Annotated in this window: 22 protein-coding genes and 1 other RNA gene; 12 read left to right on the forward strand and 11 right to left on the reverse strand. The window is 57.8% G+C overall.

The annotated features are described in order from the left end of the window. Positions 1–7 precede the first annotated feature (7 nt). The 3 genes from lfiM to rsmI all read right to left on the reverse strand — a co-directional run bounded on the left by lfiM (position 8) and on the right by rsmI (position 2,484). Positions 8–880, reverse strand: a complete 873-nt coding sequence (gene lfiM, locus ACTG2S_RS20455) for a lateral flagellar motor switch protein LfiM (protein ID WP_201907792.1) — start codon at positions 878–880, stop codon at positions 8–10. Between the two features lie 227 nt (positions 881–1,107). Beyond that, an RNA gene (gene rnpB, locus ACTG2S_RS20460) (RNase P RNA component class A) lies at positions 1,108–1,494 on the reverse strand. Positions 1,495–1,650: 156 nt separating this feature from the next. Next, positions 1,651–2,484 (reverse strand): 16S rRNA (cytidine(1402)-2'-O)-methyltransferase, encoded by an 834-nt coding sequence (gene rsmI / locus ACTG2S_RS20465; protein WP_071913347.1) that lies wholly within the window; start codon positions 2,482–2,484, stop codon positions 1,651–1,653. 199 nt (positions 2,485–2,683) lie between these two features. Between rsmI and ACTG2S_RS20470 the strand changes: the two genes are divergently transcribed. From ACTG2S_RS20470 to dolP, 4 genes are read left to right on the forward strand one after another with little or no spacing between them, the layout of a single operon-like run. Then, complete coding sequence (locus tag ACTG2S_RS20470) at positions 2,684–4,471, forward strand: penicillin-binding protein activator (RefSeq protein ID WP_005356641.1); 1,788 nt, start codon at positions 2,684–2,686, stop codon at positions 4,469–4,471. Next, positions 4,413–4,784 (forward strand): YraN family protein, encoded by a 372-nt coding sequence (locus ACTG2S_RS20475; protein ID WP_005355127.1) that lies wholly within the window; start codon positions 4,413–4,415, stop codon positions 4,782–4,784. The genes ACTG2S_RS20470 and ACTG2S_RS20475 overlap by 59 nt, the downstream gene beginning before the upstream one ends. 9 nt (positions 4,785–4,793) lie before the next feature. Next, positions 4,794–5,384, forward strand: coding sequence for a D-sedoheptulose-7-phosphate isomerase (locus tag ACTG2S_RS20480; RefSeq protein WP_005336275.1), 591 nt, complete (start codon positions 4,794–4,796; stop codon positions 5,382–5,384). Between the two features lie 4 nt (positions 5,385–5,388). Continuing rightward, positions 5,389–5,967, forward strand: a complete 579-nt coding sequence (dolP, locus tag ACTG2S_RS20485; protein ID WP_005336277.1) for a division/outer membrane stress-associated lipid-binding lipoprotein — start codon at positions 5,389–5,391, stop codon at positions 5,965–5,967. A 42-nt stretch (positions 5,968–6,009) separates the two neighbouring features. On the opposite strand, the gene ACTG2S_RS20490 is transcribed toward dolP, so the two are convergent. From ACTG2S_RS20490 to zapE, 8 genes are all read right to left on the reverse strand, one after another. Then, complete coding sequence (locus tag ACTG2S_RS20490) at positions 6,010–6,435, reverse strand: ClpXP protease specificity-enhancing factor (protein ID WP_005336278.1); 426 nt, start codon at positions 6,433–6,435, stop codon at positions 6,010–6,012. Beyond that, the gene (gene sspA, locus ACTG2S_RS20495) at positions 6,432–7,061 is read right to left on the reverse strand and encodes a stringent starvation protein SspA (RefSeq protein ID WP_005336279.1); all 630 of its coding nucleotides are present in this window, start codon (positions 7,059–7,061) and stop codon (positions 6,432–6,434) included. Before sspA ends, ACTG2S_RS20490 begins: the two co-directional genes overlap by 4 nt. 87 nt (positions 7,062–7,148) lie before the next feature. Beyond that, complete coding sequence (locus ACTG2S_RS20500; protein WP_058057528.1) at positions 7,149–7,883, reverse strand: cytochrome c1; 735 nt, start codon at positions 7,881–7,883, stop codon at positions 7,149–7,151. Continuing rightward, positions 7,880–9,097, reverse strand: a complete 1,218-nt coding sequence (locus ACTG2S_RS20505) for a cytochrome b (protein WP_005336282.1) — start codon at positions 9,095–9,097, stop codon at positions 7,880–7,882. The genes ACTG2S_RS20500 and ACTG2S_RS20505 overlap by 4 nt, the downstream gene beginning before the upstream one ends. A 2-nt stretch (positions 9,098–9,099) precedes the next feature. Next, the gene (gene petA / locus ACTG2S_RS20510) at positions 9,100–9,690 is read right to left on the reverse strand and encodes a ubiquinol-cytochrome c reductase iron-sulfur subunit (protein WP_005336284.1); all 591 of its coding nucleotides are present in this window, start codon (positions 9,688–9,690) and stop codon (positions 9,100–9,102) included. A 295-nt stretch (positions 9,691–9,985) separates the two neighbouring features. After that, complete coding sequence (gene rpsI, locus ACTG2S_RS20515) at positions 9,986–10,378, reverse strand: 30S ribosomal protein S9 (protein ID WP_005336286.1); 393 nt, start codon at positions 10,376–10,378, stop codon at positions 9,986–9,988. A 15-nt stretch (positions 10,379–10,393) separates the two neighbouring features. After that, a complete protein-coding gene (gene rplM / locus ACTG2S_RS20520; RefSeq protein ID WP_005336289.1) occupies positions 10,394–10,822 on the reverse strand; it encodes a 50S ribosomal protein L13 in 429 nt (142 codons plus the stop codon). A gap of 266 nt (positions 10,823–11,088) precedes the next feature. Beyond that, a complete protein-coding gene (gene zapE, locus ACTG2S_RS20525) occupies positions 11,089–12,183 on the reverse strand; it encodes a cell division protein ZapE (RefSeq protein ID WP_107684351.1) in 1,095 nt (364 codons plus the stop codon). Positions 12,184–12,323: 140 nt separating this feature from the next. Here zapE and ACTG2S_RS20530 point away from each other — a divergent pair, with 140 nt between their 5' ends. From ACTG2S_RS20530 to ACTG2S_RS20565, 8 genes are all read left to right on the forward strand, one after another. Then, the gene (locus tag ACTG2S_RS20530; protein WP_005356646.1) at positions 12,324–12,704 is read left to right on the forward strand and encodes a YhcB family protein; all 381 of its coding nucleotides are present in this window, start codon (positions 12,324–12,326) and stop codon (positions 12,702–12,704) included. Positions 12,705–12,785: 81 nt separating this feature from the next. Next, on the forward strand, positions 12,786–14,147 hold the full coding sequence (locus ACTG2S_RS20535; protein WP_005336295.1) for a Do family serine endopeptidase: 1,362 nt from the start codon (positions 12,786–12,788) through the stop codon (positions 14,145–14,147). Positions 14,148–14,256: 109 nt separating this feature from the next. Next, a complete protein-coding gene (degS, locus tag ACTG2S_RS20540) occupies positions 14,257–15,381 on the forward strand; it encodes an outer membrane-stress sensor serine endopeptidase DegS (RefSeq protein ID WP_005336297.1) in 1,125 nt (374 codons plus the stop codon). Between the two features lie 314 nt (positions 15,382–15,695). Beyond that, positions 15,696–16,055 carry a transcriptional regulator gene (locus ACTG2S_RS20545; RefSeq protein WP_005355140.1) on the forward strand — a complete coding sequence of 120 codons (360 nt, stop codon included), beginning with the start codon at positions 15,696–15,698 and terminating at the stop codon, positions 16,053–16,055. 17 nt (positions 16,056–16,072) lie between these two features. Continuing rightward, positions 16,073–16,438, forward strand: a complete 366-nt coding sequence (locus tag ACTG2S_RS20550) for an SFCGS family glycine-rich protein (protein WP_064339248.1) — start codon at positions 16,073–16,075, stop codon at positions 16,436–16,438. Next, on the forward strand, positions 16,438–16,734 hold the full coding sequence (locus tag ACTG2S_RS20555) for a DUF4312 family protein (RefSeq protein ID WP_100652517.1): 297 nt from the start codon (positions 16,438–16,440) through the stop codon (positions 16,732–16,734). The genes ACTG2S_RS20550 and ACTG2S_RS20555 overlap by 1 nt, the downstream gene beginning before the upstream one ends. A 33-nt stretch (positions 16,735–16,767) precedes the next feature. Continuing rightward, complete coding sequence (locus ACTG2S_RS20560; protein WP_005341754.1) at positions 16,768–17,544, forward strand: DUF4311 domain-containing protein; 777 nt, start codon at positions 16,768–16,770, stop codon at positions 17,542–17,544. Positions 17,545–17,555: 11 nt separating this feature from the next. Beyond that, positions 17,556–18,206 carry a DUF4310 family protein gene (locus ACTG2S_RS20565; protein WP_005355144.1) on the forward strand — a complete coding sequence of 217 codons (651 nt, stop codon included), beginning with the start codon at positions 17,556–17,558 and terminating at the stop codon, positions 18,204–18,206. Positions 18,207–18,238: the final 32 nt, after the last annotated feature.

Here is an 18,238-nt window from a genome sequence, read left to right on the forward strand (position 1 = left end):
ATTCAATTTACTCCTCTACAACCGTCGCAACCTGATAGACCAGGCTGCCTTTGTGTTCTGCGATTCGTCCACTGAAGCAGGGACGGCTGCCAATCAGTGCTGGCACAACTTCAGGCAAGTCCAGTGACAGCACATCACCCACCTTGAGACACTCAAGATCCGCCAGCGTCATGGACAATTGGCCCATCACCACACGCAGACGTACCGGGACATGAGTCAGAGCCTGTTCCAGCTGACCTGCCGGCAATGAATGACTGACCGGAGAAACGGACTCCTCGGGGGGAAGCAACCACATCTGCCAGTGATGAGTGCAATTACCTGCCTGCAGGGTTGCCTGCGTGGTCCAGAGCTGACGGTGGGCGATGGAATCCCGTGGCACGACATGCAACTGCCACTTCAGATCCCCCAACCCCAGACAAGCACACCAGATATCAACCTGATACTGGCAAAGCCGCAATAACAGCCGCTGTTCGGTATCGGTCAGCCCTTTGCCAGACTGAACATGCTCCTCTTTTTGCTGCAAGGTGCCGCCGAAAAAGAGGACCGCAAGACGATAGATGACCAGAGGTGCGATCGAGAAATAGACGGCGCGCTGTGGTTCAAGCGGACTTCTCGCTTCGACCCAGATATCAGCGCCATCTGTCTCTGCCGGGCCGGAAAAGGCAAACTCGCCATAATTCAGTTCGCACTCCGCACTGTTGAACAGCTGGGCCATACAACTCGCAGCTTGCAGGGAAAATGTGCTCAACTGGCCATTGACCTGCTTCAAGCGGGCGTGATTAAGCCGCTCGACACCCAACAGATCATAATGAGGCAGGGTTCTGCCCCGTTCTGCGCTAAGCAGCCGGGAAGGTGTGAGCATTGCGCTGCTTGATGACATTAATAATCCACCTTAACCATTTCATCTCGCCTTACTGCCACAGGGTCGCTCATCAGGCCAGCAGTGTGATAGATACAGACAGTCCAGCCGACGTATATCGACCAAAAAGGGTGAGAACTTTATTACAAATTCCAGAAAGCCGCCATGCGGTGCATCTCGGCGTGAATAATAAAAATCCCGGTGCCGTTAGGCACCGGGATTTTAGCGTGACGGTTCACGCGGAATGAGGTCGGAGTCGGCCTGTAAGCCGGGTTCTGTACCGGGTTGCCCCGGGTAGCAATCATTCCTCTAGGCCAGCAATCGCTCGCTGGCTCAAGCAACCTACCCGCCCCCAACGCGGGCCGCGCCAATAGGGGCCTATTTGGTCTTGCTTCGGGTGGAGTTTACCGTGCCACGAACTGTTGCCAGTCGCGCGGTGCGCTCTTACCGCACCCTTTCACCCTTACCTGATCCCTTGCGGGCCATCGGCGGTCTGCTCTCTGTTGCACTGGTCGTAGGCTCGCGCCCCCCAGGCGTTACCTGGCACCCTGCCCTGTGAAGCCCGGACTTTCCTCCCCTCCGCCCGTCTGTCCCGAGGGACACAACGACGAAGCAGCGATTGCCCAGCCAACTCCGAGGCGCGGATTATAGCCTTGCGATACGCACGGGGTAAACCGGCAATTCCCGTTTACAGCCATTTATCGCGCTTTGGCCCCCGTTTACAGGCTGACTGATTGTCGATACAAGGGATTGCACAGGTCAAAAAACCGTCTGATGACCTATTAACCGACTCAATAGTGCTCGAGACCGTATTTATAGAGGGCATTCTTCTTCACGCCGTGGATCTCGGCGGTCAGTGCGGCTGCTTTTTTGAGCGGCAACTCGGCAACCAGCAGACCCAGAGTACGGATTGCCTCGGCCGGCAGCTCCTCTTCCTCTTTATTGGCGCCGGCAACCACCAGCACGATTTCGCCACGACAGCGGTTTTCATCTTCGCCAAGCCAGGTCAGCATCTCGGAGGCGGGCAAACCGTGGATGGATTCGAACGTTTTGGTCAGTTCACGACACACAACCACCTGGCGCTCGCCAAGGATGCGAGCAATCGCTTCCACTGTATCCTGCACACGGCGCGGAGATTCGTAAAACACCAGCGAACGGGTATCTTCGATAACGGCTTGCAGACGATCATCGCGACCCTTGCTCTTGGCGGGTAGGAAGCCTTCAAAGGCAAATCGATCAGTGGGCAGACCGGCCGCGCTCAAGGCGGTGATGGCGGCACAAGGGCCGGGCAACGGCACCACCTTGACCCCGGCTTCACGACAGCGGGTGACCAAGTGATAACCGGGGTCGCTGATAAGCGGAGTGCCGGCATCGGAGACCAGCGCAACACTCTTGCCCTCTTTGATCCGGCCGATCAGCACATCGGCTTTCTGCTGCTCGTTGTGATCGTGCAGGGCGAAGGTCGGCACCGAGATTTGGTAGTGGCTGAGCAGGATACCGGTATGACGGGTATCTTCGGCTGCCACCAGATCGACACTGCGTAAAATGTCCAATGCACGCTGGGTGATGTCCGCCAGATTGCCGATCGGAGTGGGGACTATATACAGGGTTGGGATGTCACTCATGGGATCTCCGAGTGCCCCGACAATTGTGTCGCCATATTGGCCCGTTTACACTATGGGGAACTTCAACACTGGTCGGGGAATGAACTTGAACCGGGTTACAAAGCAGCTAAGTGTATCACGACTCTTCGGCATCATACTCGCGGCAGTACTGCTCGCCGCCTGTGCGTCGGAGCCCAATCAACCGTCAGGGCTGTCAGGCATGCCCTCTGCGTTCTCCAATCTGACCAAGAATGCCCAGTGGTATCTTGAGCAGGTGGACCCGGCCAAGCCGGCCGAGGCCTTTACCTGGCAGATGCTGGCGGCACGCAGCTATCTGGCGCTGGGCCAGGCCAAACCGGCCTCGGCACTGTTCCAGCAATTGCAGAAGCAGGCCAAGGATCCCGTTCAGAAGGCGCAGTTGCAACTGCTGCAAGCCCATCTGTTGTTGGCGCAAGGCCACGCCAATCAGGCGCTGATCCTGCTGGAAGGCAAACCTGAGGTGGTGCTGGATGCCGATACCCAGAAGGATTGGTATCGCCAGCGCGTGGTGCTGCAGCTCGACATCAACAACAAGTTTGGCGCAGCCAAGTCGTTGATTGCACTGGAGCCCTACCTCAATCAGAGCGAGCAGGCGACCAACCATCAGCAAATCTGGTCGTTGCTCAAAAGCATGACCCCTTCCACCCTGCAGGCGCTGGAAGAGGCTCCGGCCCCTGATGTGACCACCGGCTGGCTACGACTGGCGGCACTGGTCAACGAGTTTGGCGCCCAGCCGAACCTGCTGGCCCGCCAACTGGCAGGCTGGAAACGTGACTTCCCCAACCATCCGGCCCAGAAAGATATGCCGGCAGGATTGGGCGATCTGGCGGCCACTGCCAGCACCTCGGTGCAACAGATCGCCGTGCTGCTGCCCCTCTCTGGTAATCTGGAGCCGCAGGGCGCCGCCATCCGTAACGGTATGCTGATGTCTTATAAGGAAAATCAGGGGCAATTCACCCTGAACTTCTACGACACCCAGAGCAAGTCGACCGGCGACCTTTACAAGCAGGCGATTCAGGAAGGGGCTGACATGATCATCGGCCCGCTGCTGAAAGACCGGGTCGAGGAGCTGCTCAAGGCCAATCCGACCGTACCGGTGCTGGCACTCAACGAGCTGGACAAGCCGATCGTCAACGACACCACCTACTACTTCTCCCTCTCTGCCGCAGCAGATGCCGCGCAGGCAGCCCAGTACCTCTACACCCAGGGCTACCGCAAACCGCTGCTGATCGCCGCCCAGGGGCGGATCGGTTACAGCAGTATCAAGGCGTTCGAGCAGAGCTGGGCCACCCTGAGCCAGGATAAGCCGGTCGTTGCCACCTTCGGTGCCCGCAACGAAGTGCAGGGGATGGTCAAGAATGCCCTGAGCGGCCGCTCTACCGCCCGAGCTGGTGAAGTGGTGCAACTCTCTGATGCCGCACCGCGCAGCATCGATGCTGTTTACGTGGTCGCCAACAGCCTGGAAACCCGGATGATCAAGCCCTACGTGGATGTCTCGGTCAATCCGATGGGCAGCCTGCCCATCTACACCAGCTCCCGTGGTTACGACAGCGCCGCCACCGAGGTCGCCTCCGAGCTCAACGGCATGCATATCGCAGATATGCCGCTGCTGCTGGGCGGCTACGAGAAACAGCGCGAGCAGATCGCCCTGCTCTGGCCGCAGACTCAGGGTGACCTGTTGCGTCTGTTTGCCATGGGCTACGATGCCGTCAGCCTGGCTGAGAACCTGCAGCAGATGCGCAAGGTGGGCGGCATGCAGCAGGCCGGCATGAGCGGTCAGCTGAGCGTGGATGCCCAGGGCAATATCGTACGTATGCTGAGCTGGGGTACTTACCAGAACGGCAAACTGGTCGACGAGAACGCCGTTCAGCAACTGGAGGAGCCCTCCAATGAAGGAACTATGGAAACGGATGCGCCAGCAGTTGCCGAGCCTGTTCCCCTCACCAACGAGCAAGGGACAGCACTTTGAACAAGTCGCTGAACGCTGGTTGCAGGCCCGGGGCCTGCAACCGGTAGCTCGCAACTACCGCTGTCGTGGCGGTGAAATAGATCTCATCATGCACCAGGGCCAGACCCTGGTGTTTGTTGAGGTGCGCTACCGGGCCACCGGCAGCCATGGCGGGGCCGCCAGCTCGGTCACCCGCAGCAAACAGCACAAGATCATGCTGGCAGCGCGCCACTATTTGAAGCAACATGCCATCAACGAGGCCAATCAGGCCTGCCGATTCGATGTGATTGCGTTCGAGGGCGACCAGCCAGCCTGGATCCAGAACGCATTTTAAGAGGACCCTATGACTGACCGCATCAAAGAGAACTACACCGAAAGCATCCAGACCAAGATAGCCGCCGCCGAGGCGCTGCCGGATGCCATCCATACTGCAGCCCAGATGATCACCATCTGCCTGCTCAATGGCCACAAGGTGCTGGCATGCGGTAACGGTCCTTCTGCCGCACTGGCGCAACTGTTCATCTCCGAGCTGGTCAACTGCTACGAGACCCAGCGCCCCTCCCTGCCCGGCATGGCCTTGACCCCGGACATGGCGACCATCAGCGCCATCGCCACCGACCACGGTTTTGAAGAGGTCTACGCCAAGCAGATCCGCGCGCTGGGCCAGCCTGGCGACATTCTGGTGGTCATCACCACCTCTGGCCACAGCCGCAGCCTGATCAAGGCCGCCGAAGCCGCCCTCTCCCGCGACATGACCATAGTGGTGCTGAGCGGGGGTGACGGTGGCGAAATGGCAGGTCTGCTCGGCCCGAACGATGTGGAGATCCGTGTTCCCTCCGCCCGTCGCCCTCGCATTCTGGAAGTGAACCTGTTGACCCTGCACTGCCTGTGTGATCTCATCGACCAGACACTTTTCCCGCAACAGGAAGATTGAAACCATGAAAAAGCACACTATCCTGCTCGGTCTGCTGGTTAGCACCCTGCTGCTGCAAGGCTGCGCAGCCCTGGTTGTTGGCGGCGCCGCAGGGACTGCCAAGGCCTCTGGCGATCGCCGAACCCTGGGCGCGCAGTGGGATGACCAGACCATCGAGCTGAAAGCGGCCAATCTGCTGGCCGACAACAAACCCCTCAGTGCAGCCAGCAAGATCAGCGTCTACAGCAACAATGGCCGCGTCCTGCTGGTCGGACAGACACCTTCTGACGTTTACAAGATTGAGGCGGGCAAAATTGTCAGTCGCATCGAAGGGGTGCGCCACGTCTACAACGAATTGCGCATCGGCCAACCTGCCAGTTTCACCACTCGCAGCAATGATTCCTGGATCACCTCCAAGGTGAAAGCCGACATGTTCGGCACCAAGAACTTCGACAGCACCAAGGTCAAGGTGGTCACCGAGAACGGCGAGGTGTTCCTGATTGGTCTGGTGACTCGCCAGGAGGGAGAGCAGGCAGTCAACATCGCCCGCCATGTCACCGGCGTGAAGCGCGTGATCAAGGCCTTCGAATTCGCCCAGAACTAAGCCAACGCGGCATAAAAAAACGCAGCCAATCGGCTGCGTTTTTTATTTGATCACCTTCAGGGTCGGACGACCGCTTGGACGCGGCGGTTCCGGCTCAGGCTCCACCGGCGCTTCGGCCTGCTCCAGCCAGATATCGTAACCCGGCTCGGGCGGGAACATGGTGCCCACGCCGTTCTCCCGGGCATGGATAGCCAGCACTGCCGCCATCGGGATATAAACCTGCTGGGAGACGCCGCCAAAGCGGGCACTGAAACTGATGGCCTCGTTATCCATGTGAAATTGCATCACGGCTCGGGGCGCGATATTCAGCACAATTTGCCCGTCCTGAGCAAACTGCATCGGCACCATCACATGGGGAATGTTGACGTTGACCACCAGATGAGGGGTCAGATCGTTGTCCAGCAACCAGTCAAAGAACGCCCGTAACAAGTACGGGCGGCTCGGTGTCATTGTCGGTTCCATGCTCATACGCCAGCACGGATCTCGCGTTCGGCTTCGGTCAGGGAAGCCTGGAAGGACTCACGCTCGAACAGACGAACCATGTAGGCCTTCAGCTCTTTGGCGCCACGACCGGTCAGGTCGATGCCAAGGCTCGGCAGACGCCACAGCAGCGGTGCCATGTAGCAATCCACCAGACCGAACTCTTCGCTCATGAAATAGGGCATTTCACCGAAGATCGGTGCGATGGCCAGCAGGTTGTCACGCAGTTCGTTGCGTGCTGCTTCAGCATCGGTACCGGCCATGATCTTGTCGGCCAGGGAGTACCAGTCCAGCTCGATGCGGTGCATCATCAGACGGCTGTTACCGCGGGCAACCGGGTAAACAGGCATCAGGGGCGGATGCGGGAAGCGCTCGTCCAGATACTCCATGATGATGCGCGAGGTGTAGAGTGCCAGCTCACGATCAACCAGGGTCGGTACAGAGTTGTACGGGTTCAGCTCGGCCAGCTCATCCGGTAGATTGGCTGGATCAACCTGGCAGATATCCACGCTAACACCCTTCTCCGCCAGGACAATACGCACCTGATGGCTGAACATATCGTTGGCACCGGAAAACAGCGTCATTACCGAACGCTTATTGGCAGCTACAGCCATTGAACCCTCCCGTCATTAAAAAGCAGAAACGGCAATGAAGCATCTTGGTCTTCATTGCCGTGCATTATATTACCCGTATCTGGTCGCTTAGTGAACGTCGCGCCAGAATTCCTTCTTCAACAGCACAGTGAAGATGAAGAAGATCACGATGAATCCAAGCACCCAGAAGCCCATGCGTTCACGCTCCTGTTGTACCGGTTCAGCCGAGTAGACCAAGAAGTTTACCAGATCCAGTACCGTCTGATCATACTCTTCGTCATCCATTTCACCATTACCGTCAGATTTGATGCTGACAACCTGCTGGGTTTCCACTCCGTCGACCGTGTGAGTAGCGAACTCGGCACGGGGGGTTCCCTGCAACGGTTCCAGCACATGGGGCATGCCCACGGACGGGAACACGGCGTTGTTCACCCCGAACGGACGGGTCTCATCCACGTAGAAGGAGCGCAGATAGGTGTAGATCCAGTCTGCACCGCGCACCCGGGCAACCAGCGTCAGATCGGGGGGCGGCGCACCAAACCATTTGGCGGCATCCTTCTCTGACATTGCGCTCTTCATCAGATCACCGACCTTTGCACCGGTGAAAATCAGGTTCTCTTTCATCAAATCTTCGGGGATCCCGAGATCTTCTGCGACCCGGTTATAGCGCTGATACTGGGTGGAGTGGCATCCGGCGCAATAGTTCATGAAGGTGGTCGCGCCGCGTTGCAGCGATGCCTTGTCACTCAGATCGTAATTGGCTTTGTCCAGATGAACAGCTCCGCCACTTGCAAATACCAGAGATGGCAGCAGGGTCAGCACTGCAAATATTATTCTTTTCATTTAAATGTCACCCTCTCCGGCAGCGGCTTGGTGCTTTCATTCTTGCTATAGAAGAACAGCAGGACGAAGAACCCGAAATATCCCAGTGAACAGATCTGGGCAACCAGCGTCAACGTCGGCGTCGATGGCAGCACCCCCAACACCCCCAGGATGATAAAGCAGACCACAAACTGGGCAATGTTCAGCTTGTGCAGCATGCTGCGATAACGCACCGAGCGCACCTTGCAGCGATCCAGCCACGGCAGCAGGAACAGCACCACGATGGAGAGACCCATCATGATGACGCCAAGCAGCTTGTCCGGCACCGCCCGCAAAATGGCGTAAAACGGCGTGAAGTACCACACAGGCGCAATGTGCTCCGGAGTTTTCAGACCGTTGGCCACTTCAAAGTTCGGCTTCTCGAGGAAGTAACCCCACATATCCGGCTTGAAGAAGATGATGGCGCAGAAGAAGAACAGGAAGCCTGCCACACCGATCATATCCTTGACGGTGAAGTAAGGGTGGAACGCCACCGCATCCAGCGGCCAGCCGTTTTCGTCCTTGTGCTTCTTGATGTCGATACCGTCCGGGTTGTTGGAGCCCACTTCGTGCAGCGCCAGAATGTGCATGGCAACCAGCATCACCAGCACCAGCGGCAACGCGATGACATGCAGCGCGAAGAAGCGGTTCAGGGTCGCACCGGAGATCACGTAGTCACCGCGGATCCACAGGGTCAAATCGTCACCGATGACCGGAATGGCGCCAAACAGCGAGATGATGACCTGTGCCCCCCAGAATGACATCTGACCCCAGGGCAGCAAGTAGCCCATAAAGGCTTCCGCCATCAGCACCAGGAAGATCAGCATGCCGAAGATCCACAGCAGCTCACGAGGCTTCTGATAAGAGCCATAGATCATGCCGCGGAACATGTGCATGTAGACCACGATGAAGAATGCAGACGCGCCGGTTGAGTGCATGTAACGCAGCAGCCAGCCGTACTCCACATCGCGCATGATGTACTCCACGGAGGCAAACGCACCTTCCGCGGAGGGGTTGTAGTTCATGGTCAGCCAGATGCCGGTGATGATCTGGTTAACCAGCACCAGCATGGCCAGCGAGCCGAAGAAGTACCAGAAGTTCAGGTTCTTCGGTGCCGGATACTTGGCCATGTGGTCGTTGTACATGGCCGTGAGCGGGAATCGATAATCGATCCAGCCCATCAGTTTACTCAACATGGTCAGGCCTCCTTGCCATCGGCACCGACCTGGATGGTGGTGTCATTAATGAATTGATAGGGCGGAATGACCAGGTTCAGCGGTGCAGGCACCCCCTGGAACACACGGCCGGCCATGTCGAACTTGGAGCCATGACACGGGCAGAAGAAGCCGGACGTAACGCCCTGCACCTGCTCGCCAAAGCTGTCAGGCAGATAGGAAGGTGAACACCCCAAGTGGGTGCAAATACCGACCGCGACAAAAATTTCGGGCTTGATCGATCTATACCCGTTATGGGCATAGTCAGGCTGCTGCGGCTCTTCAGATGAGGGATCCCGCAGCTTGTCATCATGCGCGGCCAAGGCATCCAGCGTCTGTTTGGTGCGTTTCACCACCCAGACAGGCTTGCCTCGCCACTCGACACGGATGAGCTGACCCGGTTCCAACTTGCTGATATCGACTTCAACCGGCGCACCGGCTGCTTTGGCCTTGGCGCTCGGATTCCATGACTTTATAAACGGCACTGCGGTAAACGCAGCTCCTACCCCACCAACGGCAACCGTTGACCAGGTAAGAAATCTGCGGCGACCGGTATCAACTGGCGCATTGCTCATCCAAAAACTCTCCCATGTGGACTCCGCACATTCTTATAGTGTCCCTGTTCCCCATTTTTCCCGTGACAACAGCGGCGGAAGCTGGATTTACAATTGCCACAGAAAACAGGGGAAATTTTAAAGAAAAGATAACAACTTGACAAGAAAGAGCGATGAGCAATGAAAACAATAAAGAAACAATTTTTTGTCTTTTGTGACGCGTGGTTAGCATTGATGTCGGTAATATTACCAATAAAAAAAGCCTGGCGGTTGCCAGGCTTTTTTGACACTCGAAAGAGTGAGTACCAAAAGCGAATTAACGCTTGGAGTACTGCGGACGCTTACGAGCTTTGTGCAGACCAACTTTCTTACGCTCAACCTTACGGGCATCACGAGTAACAAAGCCAGCTTTACGCAGTTCGGAACGCAGGGTTTCGTCGTACTGCATCAGAGCACGAGTGATACCGTGGCGGATCGCACCAGCTTGACCGGAGATGCCACCACCGTTAACGGTGATGTACAGGTCCAGTTTCTCGGTCATCTCAACCAGTTCCAGCGGCTGACGAACTACCATGCGGGCAGTCGGACGGCCGAAGTACTGCTCCAGGGAGCGCTGGTTGATTACGATCTTGCCGCTACCCGCTTTGATAAATACGCGAGCAGTGGAGCTTTTGCGACGGCCGGTACCGTAGTATTGATTTTCTGCCATGTTGCCAGTTCCCGATTAGATATCCAGTACTTGAGGTTGCTGAGCAGCATGAGCATGCTCGGCGCCTGCGTAAACTTTCAGTTTACGGAACATGGCACGGCCCAGAGGACCTTTCGGCAGCATGCCTTTGACGGCTGCTTCGATTACCATTTCCGGTTTACGCTGAATCAGCTTGTCGAAGCTGATTGACTTGATACCACCCGGGAAACCGGAGTGAGCGTGGTACATTTTGTCGGTAAATTTCTTACCGGTTACGTGTACCTTCTCAGCGTTTACAACGATGATGTAATCACCGGTGTCAACGTGCGGAGTGTACTCAGCTTTGTGCTTACCACGCAGACGAGCAGCGATCTCGGTTGCGATACGACCCAGAGTTTTACCTTCTGCGTCCACAATGTACCAGTCACGTTTTACGGTTTCTGGCTTGGCAACGAAAGTTTTCATTAAGTTAAACCCAATTACCTGTTACAGACCCAATTGCTTATGGGGGCTCTCCCACAAACAACAAACGATGGCCTACCTGTACCCCTTCGAATACAAGTAAAGCTTAAAGTGTTGCTGTCTTATCGACAGCTGTAACGTGGGCCGGGCGATTATAAGTGAAGTTGCCTTAAATATCACCTGCTAATTTCACTGCCATGAAACCCGCAAATGTCGCCCGGCCCTACCTGCCGCAGATGCCCATCCGACTGGCAGGCGCGGTATTGTGACTAAGGAAGGTGCACTCTGGCAAGGTATTCGTGCGATTGCATTTCCTGAAGCCGCGAAAGACAGCGTTGGAATTCGAAATTCAGCAGCCCTTCGCCGTAGAGTTCTGTCATGGGAACCGCCGCCGACATGATGAGTTTGACGTGCCGTTCGTAGAACTCATCGACCATGGCAATGAAGCGGCGAGCCGCGTCATCTGTGCCTGTGCCCATTGGCTGAACATTGGCCAGCAGAATGGTATGGAACAGTCTGGCCAGCTCGATATAGTCGTTCTGGGAGCGGGGAGTACAGCAAAGTTGCTCAAATTCCATATAGAGCACCCCTTCCCCCATCCCGAGCGACCTCAGCTGACGATGATTGACCTCGAACGCCCCCTCGCAAGCCGTGTGCCCACCGGTTAATTGCTGAAAATAGTGGTCAAGATTGGCTTTTGCCTGCAAGTCCAGCGGGCAGTGATAAATCTCCGCTTGTTCCAGCGTACGCAGGCGATAGTCGATACCGCCATCCACGTTAAGTACCTCGCAATGACGCTCGATAAGCTCGATAGCAGGCAGAAAACGGGCTCGCTGCAGCCCGTTGCGATAAAGATCCTGCGGCGGAATATTTGAAGTGGCGACCAGCACGACACCGTGACCAAACAGCTCCTGGAACAGCGTACCCAGCAACATGGCATCGGTGATGTCGGAGACAAAAAATTCGTCGAAACAGATGATGTCTGTCTCGCTGGCAAGCTTGCTGGCCACCAGCTTGAGGGGATCGGACTGCCCGCTCAGCCCCTGCAGTTCATCGTGAATGCGGTGCATGAAACGGTGGAAATGGCTGCGCATCTTGCGCGTCCCAGGCAGGCTGTCGAAAAAAGTATCCATCAGCCAGGTCTTGCCTCGGCCCACTCCGCCCCACATATAGATACCGAGGACGGGCTCCGGCGGCTTGGGCTTTTGCAGCCAACCCAGCAGCCCTCGAGATCTGGTCGGAGTCGGGCGCCGTAGCAAATCCTGATACAGTCGCTCCAGCCTGCTAATGGCCATACCCTGCGCGGGGTCGGCCACAAAGCCGGGGCGCAGCAGATCCTGCTGGTATTTTTGCTGCGGTGTCATCCTTGAGCGCCTCTCCAAGTCCCTGAATCGAGGACAAAATGGTATCACGGCCTCAGGACGCACGGTATAGTGCCATCAAGGCATGGCGGTTATGACGACCGCATAAACCCACTCTGTTTTAGCTGTAACAAGGAGCATCTATGAGTCTGTTAACTGGGATCCTGCTGGCTGTCGCGGCCTTGATTATCGGTATCGTTCTCGGCCGTTTTTCGGTGCGTAGCCGCGATGCTGGCCGTCTGGAACAGGAACTGAAGAAGGCCCACAAGGAGCTCGAGAGTTATCAGGGCCAGATCAACACCCACTTCGCCGACAGCGCCGCCCTGATGGAGCAACTGGCCGAGCAGTATCAGACCCTCTATCGCCACATGGCCGAGCAGAGCAAATTCCTGGCCAAGGCACAGGAACCGCTGTTCCGCGAGTCATTGGTAGAAGAAGCCCCTGCCAATGTGGCAGAAGAGCCGGGCGTTCCGCCTCGCGACTATGCTGGCGCCTCTTCCGGACTGCTCAAGCAACCAAACTAGTTCCTCGCGGAACTAATTGGCCAATCCCGTGGTCTGACCTTGACGATTGCAATGCAACTTTTTCTGGGAGCTGTTTTTCATATGCGTAAACCTCTTTCCATGCTCAGTGTGCTAGCCCTCAGTGTCGGTATCGCCATGTCTGCGGCCCCTGCTCAGGCTGCACTGCCTTCCCTGTTAGGTTCAAATCAGGAGATGCCAAGCCTGGCGCCTGTTCTCGAACAGGTCACCCCGGCGGTGGTCAATATCTCGGTTTCTGGCAAAAAAATTACCCGTCAGCGTCTGCCGGAACAGTTCAAGTTCTTCTTCGGCCCCAACATGCCCGATGAACAGGTGAGCGAGCAGCCGTTCCAGGCGCTCGGCTCCGGTGTCATCGTCGATGCCAAGAAGGGTTACGTGATCACCAACGCCCACGTGGTGCACGAGGCGGACGAGATCAAGGTCAATCTGAAGGATGGTCGTGAGTACGCGGCCAAGAAGATCGGTGAAGACAAGCAGTCCGACATCGCCCTGCTGCAAATCAAGGCCGAGGATCTGGTGCAGATCAAGTTCGCCGACTCCGATGAGCTGCGGGTGGGTGACTATGCGCTGGCCATCGGCAACCCGTTTGGTCTGGGCCAGACCGTCACCTCCGGTATTGTCAGTGCGCTGGGTCGCAGCGGCCTCAACATCGAGAATCTGGAGAACTTCATCCAGACCGATGCGGCCATCAACTCCGGTAACTCCGGAGGAGCCCTGCTCAACCTGCGTGGCGAGCTGATCGGTATCAACACCGCGATTCTGGGCCCGAATGGCGGCAACATTGGCATCGGCTTTGCCATCCCTTCCAACATGGTGCGGGATCTGACCGAGCAGATCGTCAAGTACGGTGAAGTGCGTCGCGGCCAGCTGGGTATTACCGGCACCGAGCTCACCTCCGACATCGCCAAAACCTTCGGTTACAACAAGAAGGATGGTGCCTTCGTCAATCAGGTCATGCCTGATTCGGCGGCCGACAAGGCGGGCATCAAGGCCGGCGATATCATCGTCAGCATCGATGGCAAACCGGTTCGCTCCTTCGGCGAGCTGCGCGCCAAGATTGCCACCATGGGCGCTGGCAAGCAGGTCGAACTGGGGCTGATCCGCGATGGCAAGTCACAAACTGCCAAAGTGACCCTGAAGCAGGCCGATGACAGCGAAGTACGCGCCAGCGCGCTGCATCCGGCACTGGAAGGGGCCAAGCTGAGCACCACTACCGACCCGGTCTCCGGTGTTGCGGTGGCTGACATTGATCCTCGCTCTCCGGCTGCCGCTTCCGGCCTGCAGAAGGGTGATATCATCATCGGGGTCAACCGCCTGCGCATCAACACCCTGGGCGAGCTGACCAAGGCGCTCAAGAACAAGCCTGACGTGCTGGCGCTCAACATCCAGCGTGGCGACTCCTCGCTCTATCTGGTGATCCGCTAACACCCGGGTTGTTCGCCAACACCTCTATCACCCGCGGCCTTCACCGCGGGTGATTTTTATCCATCGATAGTGTTATTCTCTGCGCGCAGCCTGTACGGATGAGAATGACATGAAAATCCCCCCTTTAGTCAGTTACTTGGGCAAGTCTGTCGGTTTTGGATTGACCGTCGCGGCGCTGCTGTTGCTGCTGTTTCCCCATTTTCGCGGTGGTGCCCAACTGCCCGGCATCATCACCAATGCCCGTGAACTGAGTTTCTCCTATGCCGCCCATCGGGCAGGCCCTGCCGTCGTCAACATCTACACCCGCAGCTTTGCCCCCAATCAGGGCAATCAGGGGGAACTGCGCCCGCAAGGGCTGGGTTCTGGCGTCATCATGAACCAGCGCGGCTATGTACTGACCAACTACCACGTCATCGCCGATGCCGACCAGATCATCGTCGCGTTGCAGGATGGCCGGGTCTTCAGCGCCGAACTGGTCGGCACCGATCAGCTCACCGACCTCGCCGTGCTCTATATCGAGTCAGACAACCTGCCGGTGATCCCGCAGGATCCCGAACGACTGCCAGAAGTGGGAGATGTGGTGCTCGCCATCGGCAACCCCTACAACGTCGGCCAGACCATCACCCAGGGCATCATCAGTGCGACCGGCCGCACCGGCCTCTCCAGCATGGGGCCCGACAGCAATGGCCGTCAGGATCTGCTGCAGACCGATGCCGCCATCAACGAGGGCAACTCTGGTGGCGCGCTGGTCAACGGCCGTGGCGATCTGGTGGGTATCAACACCGCTACCTATCACCTCAACGGTAATCAGGAGAGCTACGGCATCAGCTTCGCCATCCCCTACCGGCTGGCAAAACGGATCATGGATGAGCTGATCGCCAACGGCCGGGTGATCCGAGGCTACCTCGGGATCTCCAGTGTCGAGATCAACCCCATAGTCGCGCGGATGATGAACCTCGGCGACCTGCGTGGTCTGGTGGTGGAGAGTCTGGATCCCAACGGCCCGGCGGCCAAAGGCGGCCTGCAGCGAGGGGATGTGCTGCTCAAGATCAACGGAGAGGCCATCAGTGGCGTACGCAGCGCCATGGACAAGATTGTCGAGAGCCGCCCCGGCACCAAGCTGACCATCTCGGTATTCCGCTCCGGCAAGCCGCTGGAAGTGGTGGTCACTATAGAGGAAGACCTGCGCTATCAGCAGAGAACGGCCAGCTCGAGCGCAGCATCGGCCAGCTAGCGTCACTCCTTTTAATGAGAAGGGCGGGAAACCGCCCTTTTCCATATCTGCCCTCTCGGCAACGTCTCTTACCGTGAGATGACTCACAGTTTCCCGCAACGCTTGCCCTGCCCCCGCCCCCCGATTTGTGCGCTACCGATCACACAAAACCAGCTTCAATAAGCACTCTTTTTGCCTTTTCAGTATCCAAACGATCACTTCGGGGCCATTTCCTCAGGAATTTCCGCTTCGAATCGGAAAAACGCTGCCTCCTCCACATCGACGCGCAGGCTTAGGGTAACGCCATACCTTCTGCCAGCCTTGGAGAGCAGACATTGCAAACAGAGACTCACGACCAGACCCTGACCCCGAACAGCCCGGAGTTGCTGCGCCAGACCGATCATATCCTCGCGCGCATTTATCCCCTGCTGGCCGAACAGGGCATCATCCCCAACGAGGTGCAACGGCAGATGCTGGCCTCCCATGTCAAAGCCATGGTGTGGCGCTCCCACAGCGGCGAGCCCCTGCCGGAGGTTGACCTCAGCCTGTTTGAAGAGATCTCCCCCCTCTCACTGCGTCTCGCCGAACAGGTCGTCAGCTGGCTGGATCAGCTTGCTTATGAGGAGGCACACCTCTTATCCGTCCATTTTGAAGTCGCCAAAGAAAACGAACTCAGCTCGGTGCAGAACCCGTAACTCAAGGAGAAATCGATATGACAGCCATCAAACTCGTGATTGGAGACCGTCTCGGCAAGGGTCAGAAAGTGGGCGCAGGCGCGGAAGCAGCCGGGGCCAGCGTGACCATCATCCCCGGCATGGCCGCTGACATGAAGCTCGGCGATGTGATGAACAAGGAGCAAGCGGATCTCGGCATCTCCTTCTGCGGCAGCGGCGGCGCCGGGGCGATCACCGCCCAGACCAAATACGGCTACAAGTGCCGCTACGGCATGCGCTCTGTTGAAGAGGGCGTCACCGCCATCAACGAAGGTTGCGTGGTGCTGGGCTTCGGTTTCATGGACAAGGAAGAGCTGGGCCAGAAGCTGGTCGAAGCCTTCGCCAAGAAGCACGGACGCGCCTGATGAAAGAGAACTTCACCACCCAGGTCATCGTCAACGGCAAGGGGACGACCCGCCAGCAGGCGTTTGCCTCCGCCCTCAGCCAGGTGCAACCCACACTGCTCAAGGACAACCAGCAGGTACTGCTGCGTATTGAGCCGGTCGATGTACAGGTGCTCAAAGCCGAGGAGTCGGTCCGGGTGGAGAAGTTCCTGTTCTTCTTCCTGCCGCGCCAGCGCTGCGAATACCGCGTCCAGCTGGAGATCAAGGTTCAGGTCACCAGTCTGGATGTCGCCAAGGTGACGTTCACCCAGGTGTGATGCAGGCACAACCCCACAAGAAGGATACGTTGGATGTTTCTAATCATTTTTATCAAGTCACTCATCATTGGCGGCCTGGTTGGCGTCGGGGTGGGGGCCGGCGCGGCGCGGATGTTCCACGCCCCGACCGTACAGGGCATGGGTGCCTTCCGCACCCTGGGCGAACTCAACTCCTGCGAGGGGGATCCCGCTTCCCACTTCTCGTTTGGTCTGGGCTTCTTCTTCAACGCCTGGGCCTCGACCGTGGCGGCTGGCGCCTTCACCCAGGATGTGGATCACCGCATCATCCCGCACTGGGCCACGGCGGCACTGCTGTTCAAAAATCGGGATCTCGCCACCACTCTGCACGACCCGAAAAAGATGGCCATCGCCGGCGGCATCATAGGTGCCATCGTGGTTGCCTTCCTCAACAGCACGGCCGCAGCCGTCCCGGCCGCCCTGCAGGTCACTGCGGTCAAGGTGCTGGTACCGGCAGCCAACCTGCTGGTCAATACCGTCATGCCGGTGATCTTCTGGCTGGCTGCCATCGAAGCGGGCAAGAAATCCGGTTTCTGGGCCACCATCTTCGGCGGTCTGGCACAGCTCATCATGGGCAACGCGGTACCGGGTCTGGTGCTCGGCATCCTGATCGGCAAGGGTGTGGAAGAGAGCGGTTGGAACCATGTCACCAAGGTGATGATGGCAGCCATCGTCCTGCTGTTCGTGCTGAGCGGCTTCTTCCGCGGCTTCGACATGAAACTGATTGAATCCTTCCATATGGGCGTCCCCCTGTGGCTGGAAAACGTCCATAACCTGCTGAGCGGCAAATAAGGGGTCACACCATGGATGAGAAATTGAAAAACAACTTCTGGTATGCCGACTGGTCATTCCCCATCTTCGTCGGCCTGCTCTCGGCCGGGGTCTTTGCCGGTACCCACATGTTCTATCTGTACGGGGTCGGGGCCTTCAACGAGGTAGCCTTCGTCGCCATGCTGAAAGCCGGAATGGACACGGGTGCCTACGGCGCAGTAGCCGCCTTCGGTGCCAGCTTCCTGTTCGCCCGCATCATCGAGGGATCCCTGGTGGGGATCCTGGATATCGGCGGCGCCATCCAGACCGGGGTCGGCCTCGGAGTGCCAGCCCTGCTGCTGGGGGCTGGCATCGTCTATCCGGTGGAGAACTTCGGCGCCTCGTTGGCAACTGGCATGGGGATTGGTCTGGCCATCGGCTACGTCATCATTCTGGCGCGCAAGTTCACCATCAACCAGAGCAACTCCACTTACGGTGCTGACGTGATGATGGGTGCTGGCAACAGCTCTGGCCGCTTCCTCGGCCCCCTCATCATCCTCTCCGCAATGGGCGCTTCCATCCCCATCGGTATCGGTTCCCTGCTGGGTGCACTGCTGTTCTACGTGTGGGGCAAACCCATCACCGGCGGTGCCATTCTGGGAGCCATGCTGCTGGGTACCTTCTTCCCGGTCGCCCTTGTGTAAGTACCAGCCGCCCTGCGGGGCGGCTCGCCAGA

This window comes from Aeromonas sp. 82P (assembly GCF_051919365.1).
GTDB lineage: Bacteria > Pseudomonadota > Gammaproteobacteria > Enterobacterales > Aeromonadaceae > Aeromonas > Aeromonas veronii.

Bases quoted from the DNA above. Each gene is read 5' to 3' on its own strand.
- lfiM (WP_201907792.1), bottom strand. From the start codon at position 880: ATGTCATCAAGCAGCGCAATGCTCACACCTTCCCGGCTGCTTAGCGCA.
- rsmI (WP_071913347.1), bottom strand. From the start codon at position 2,484: ATGAGTGACATCCCAACCCTGTATATAGTCCCCACTCCGATCGGCAAT.
- ACTG2S_RS20470 (WP_005356641.1), top strand. From the start codon at position 2,684: ATGCCCTCTGCGTTCTCCAATCTGACCAAGAATGCCCAGTGGTATCTT.
- ACTG2S_RS20475 (WP_005355127.1), top strand. From the start codon at position 4,413: ATGCGCCAGCAGTTGCCGAGCCTGTTCCCCTCACCAACGAGCAAGGGA.
- ACTG2S_RS20480 (WP_005336275.1), top strand. From the start codon at position 4,794: ATGACTGACCGCATCAAAGAGAACTACACCGAAAGCATCCAGACCAAG.
- dolP (WP_005336277.1), top strand. From the start codon at position 5,389: ATGAAAAAGCACACTATCCTGCTCGGTCTGCTGGTTAGCACCCTGCTG.
- ACTG2S_RS20490 (WP_005336278.1), bottom strand. From the start codon at position 6,435: ATGAGCATGGAACCGACAATGACACCGAGCCGCCCGTACTTGTTACGG.
- sspA (WP_005336279.1), bottom strand. From the start codon at position 7,061: ATGGCTGTAGCTGCCAATAAGCGTTCGGTAATGACGCTGTTTTCCGGT.
- ACTG2S_RS20500 (WP_058057528.1), bottom strand. From the start codon at position 7,883: ATGAAAAGAATAATATTTGCAGTGCTGACCCTGCTGCCATCTCTGGTA.
- ACTG2S_RS20505 (WP_005336282.1), bottom strand. From the start codon at position 9,097: ATGTTGAGTAAACTGATGGGCTGGATCGATTATCGATTCCCGCTCACG.
- petA (WP_005336284.1), bottom strand. From the start codon at position 9,690: ATGAGCAATGCGCCAGTTGATACCGGTCGCCGCAGATTTCTTACCTGG.
- rpsI (WP_005336286.1), bottom strand. From the start codon at position 10,378: ATGGCAGAAAATCAATACTACGGTACCGGCCGTCGCAAAAGCTCCACT.
- rplM (WP_005336289.1), bottom strand. From the start codon at position 10,822: ATGAAAACTTTCGTTGCCAAGCCAGAAACCGTAAAACGTGACTGGTAC.
- zapE (WP_107684351.1), bottom strand. From the start codon at position 12,183: ATGACACCGCAGCAAAAATACCAGCAGGATCTGCTGCGCCCCGGCTTT.
- ACTG2S_RS20530 (WP_005356646.1), top strand. From the start codon at position 12,324: ATGAGTCTGTTAACTGGGATCCTGCTGGCTGTCGCGGCCTTGATTATC.
- ACTG2S_RS20535 (WP_005336295.1), top strand. From the start codon at position 12,786: ATGCGTAAACCTCTTTCCATGCTCAGTGTGCTAGCCCTCAGTGTCGGT.
- degS (WP_005336297.1), top strand. From the start codon at position 14,257: ATGAAAATCCCCCCTTTAGTCAGTTACTTGGGCAAGTCTGTCGGTTTT.
- ACTG2S_RS20550 (WP_064339248.1), top strand. From the start codon at position 16,073: ATGACAGCCATCAAACTCGTGATTGGAGACCGTCTCGGCAAGGGTCAG.
- ACTG2S_RS20555 (WP_100652517.1), top strand. From the start codon at position 16,438: ATGAAAGAGAACTTCACCACCCAGGTCATCGTCAACGGCAAGGGGACG.
- ACTG2S_RS20560 (WP_005341754.1), top strand. From the start codon at position 16,768: ATGTTTCTAATCATTTTTATCAAGTCACTCATCATTGGCGGCCTGGTT.
- ACTG2S_RS20565 (WP_005355144.1), top strand. From the start codon at position 17,556: ATGGATGAGAAATTGAAAAACAACTTCTGGTATGCCGACTGGTCATTC.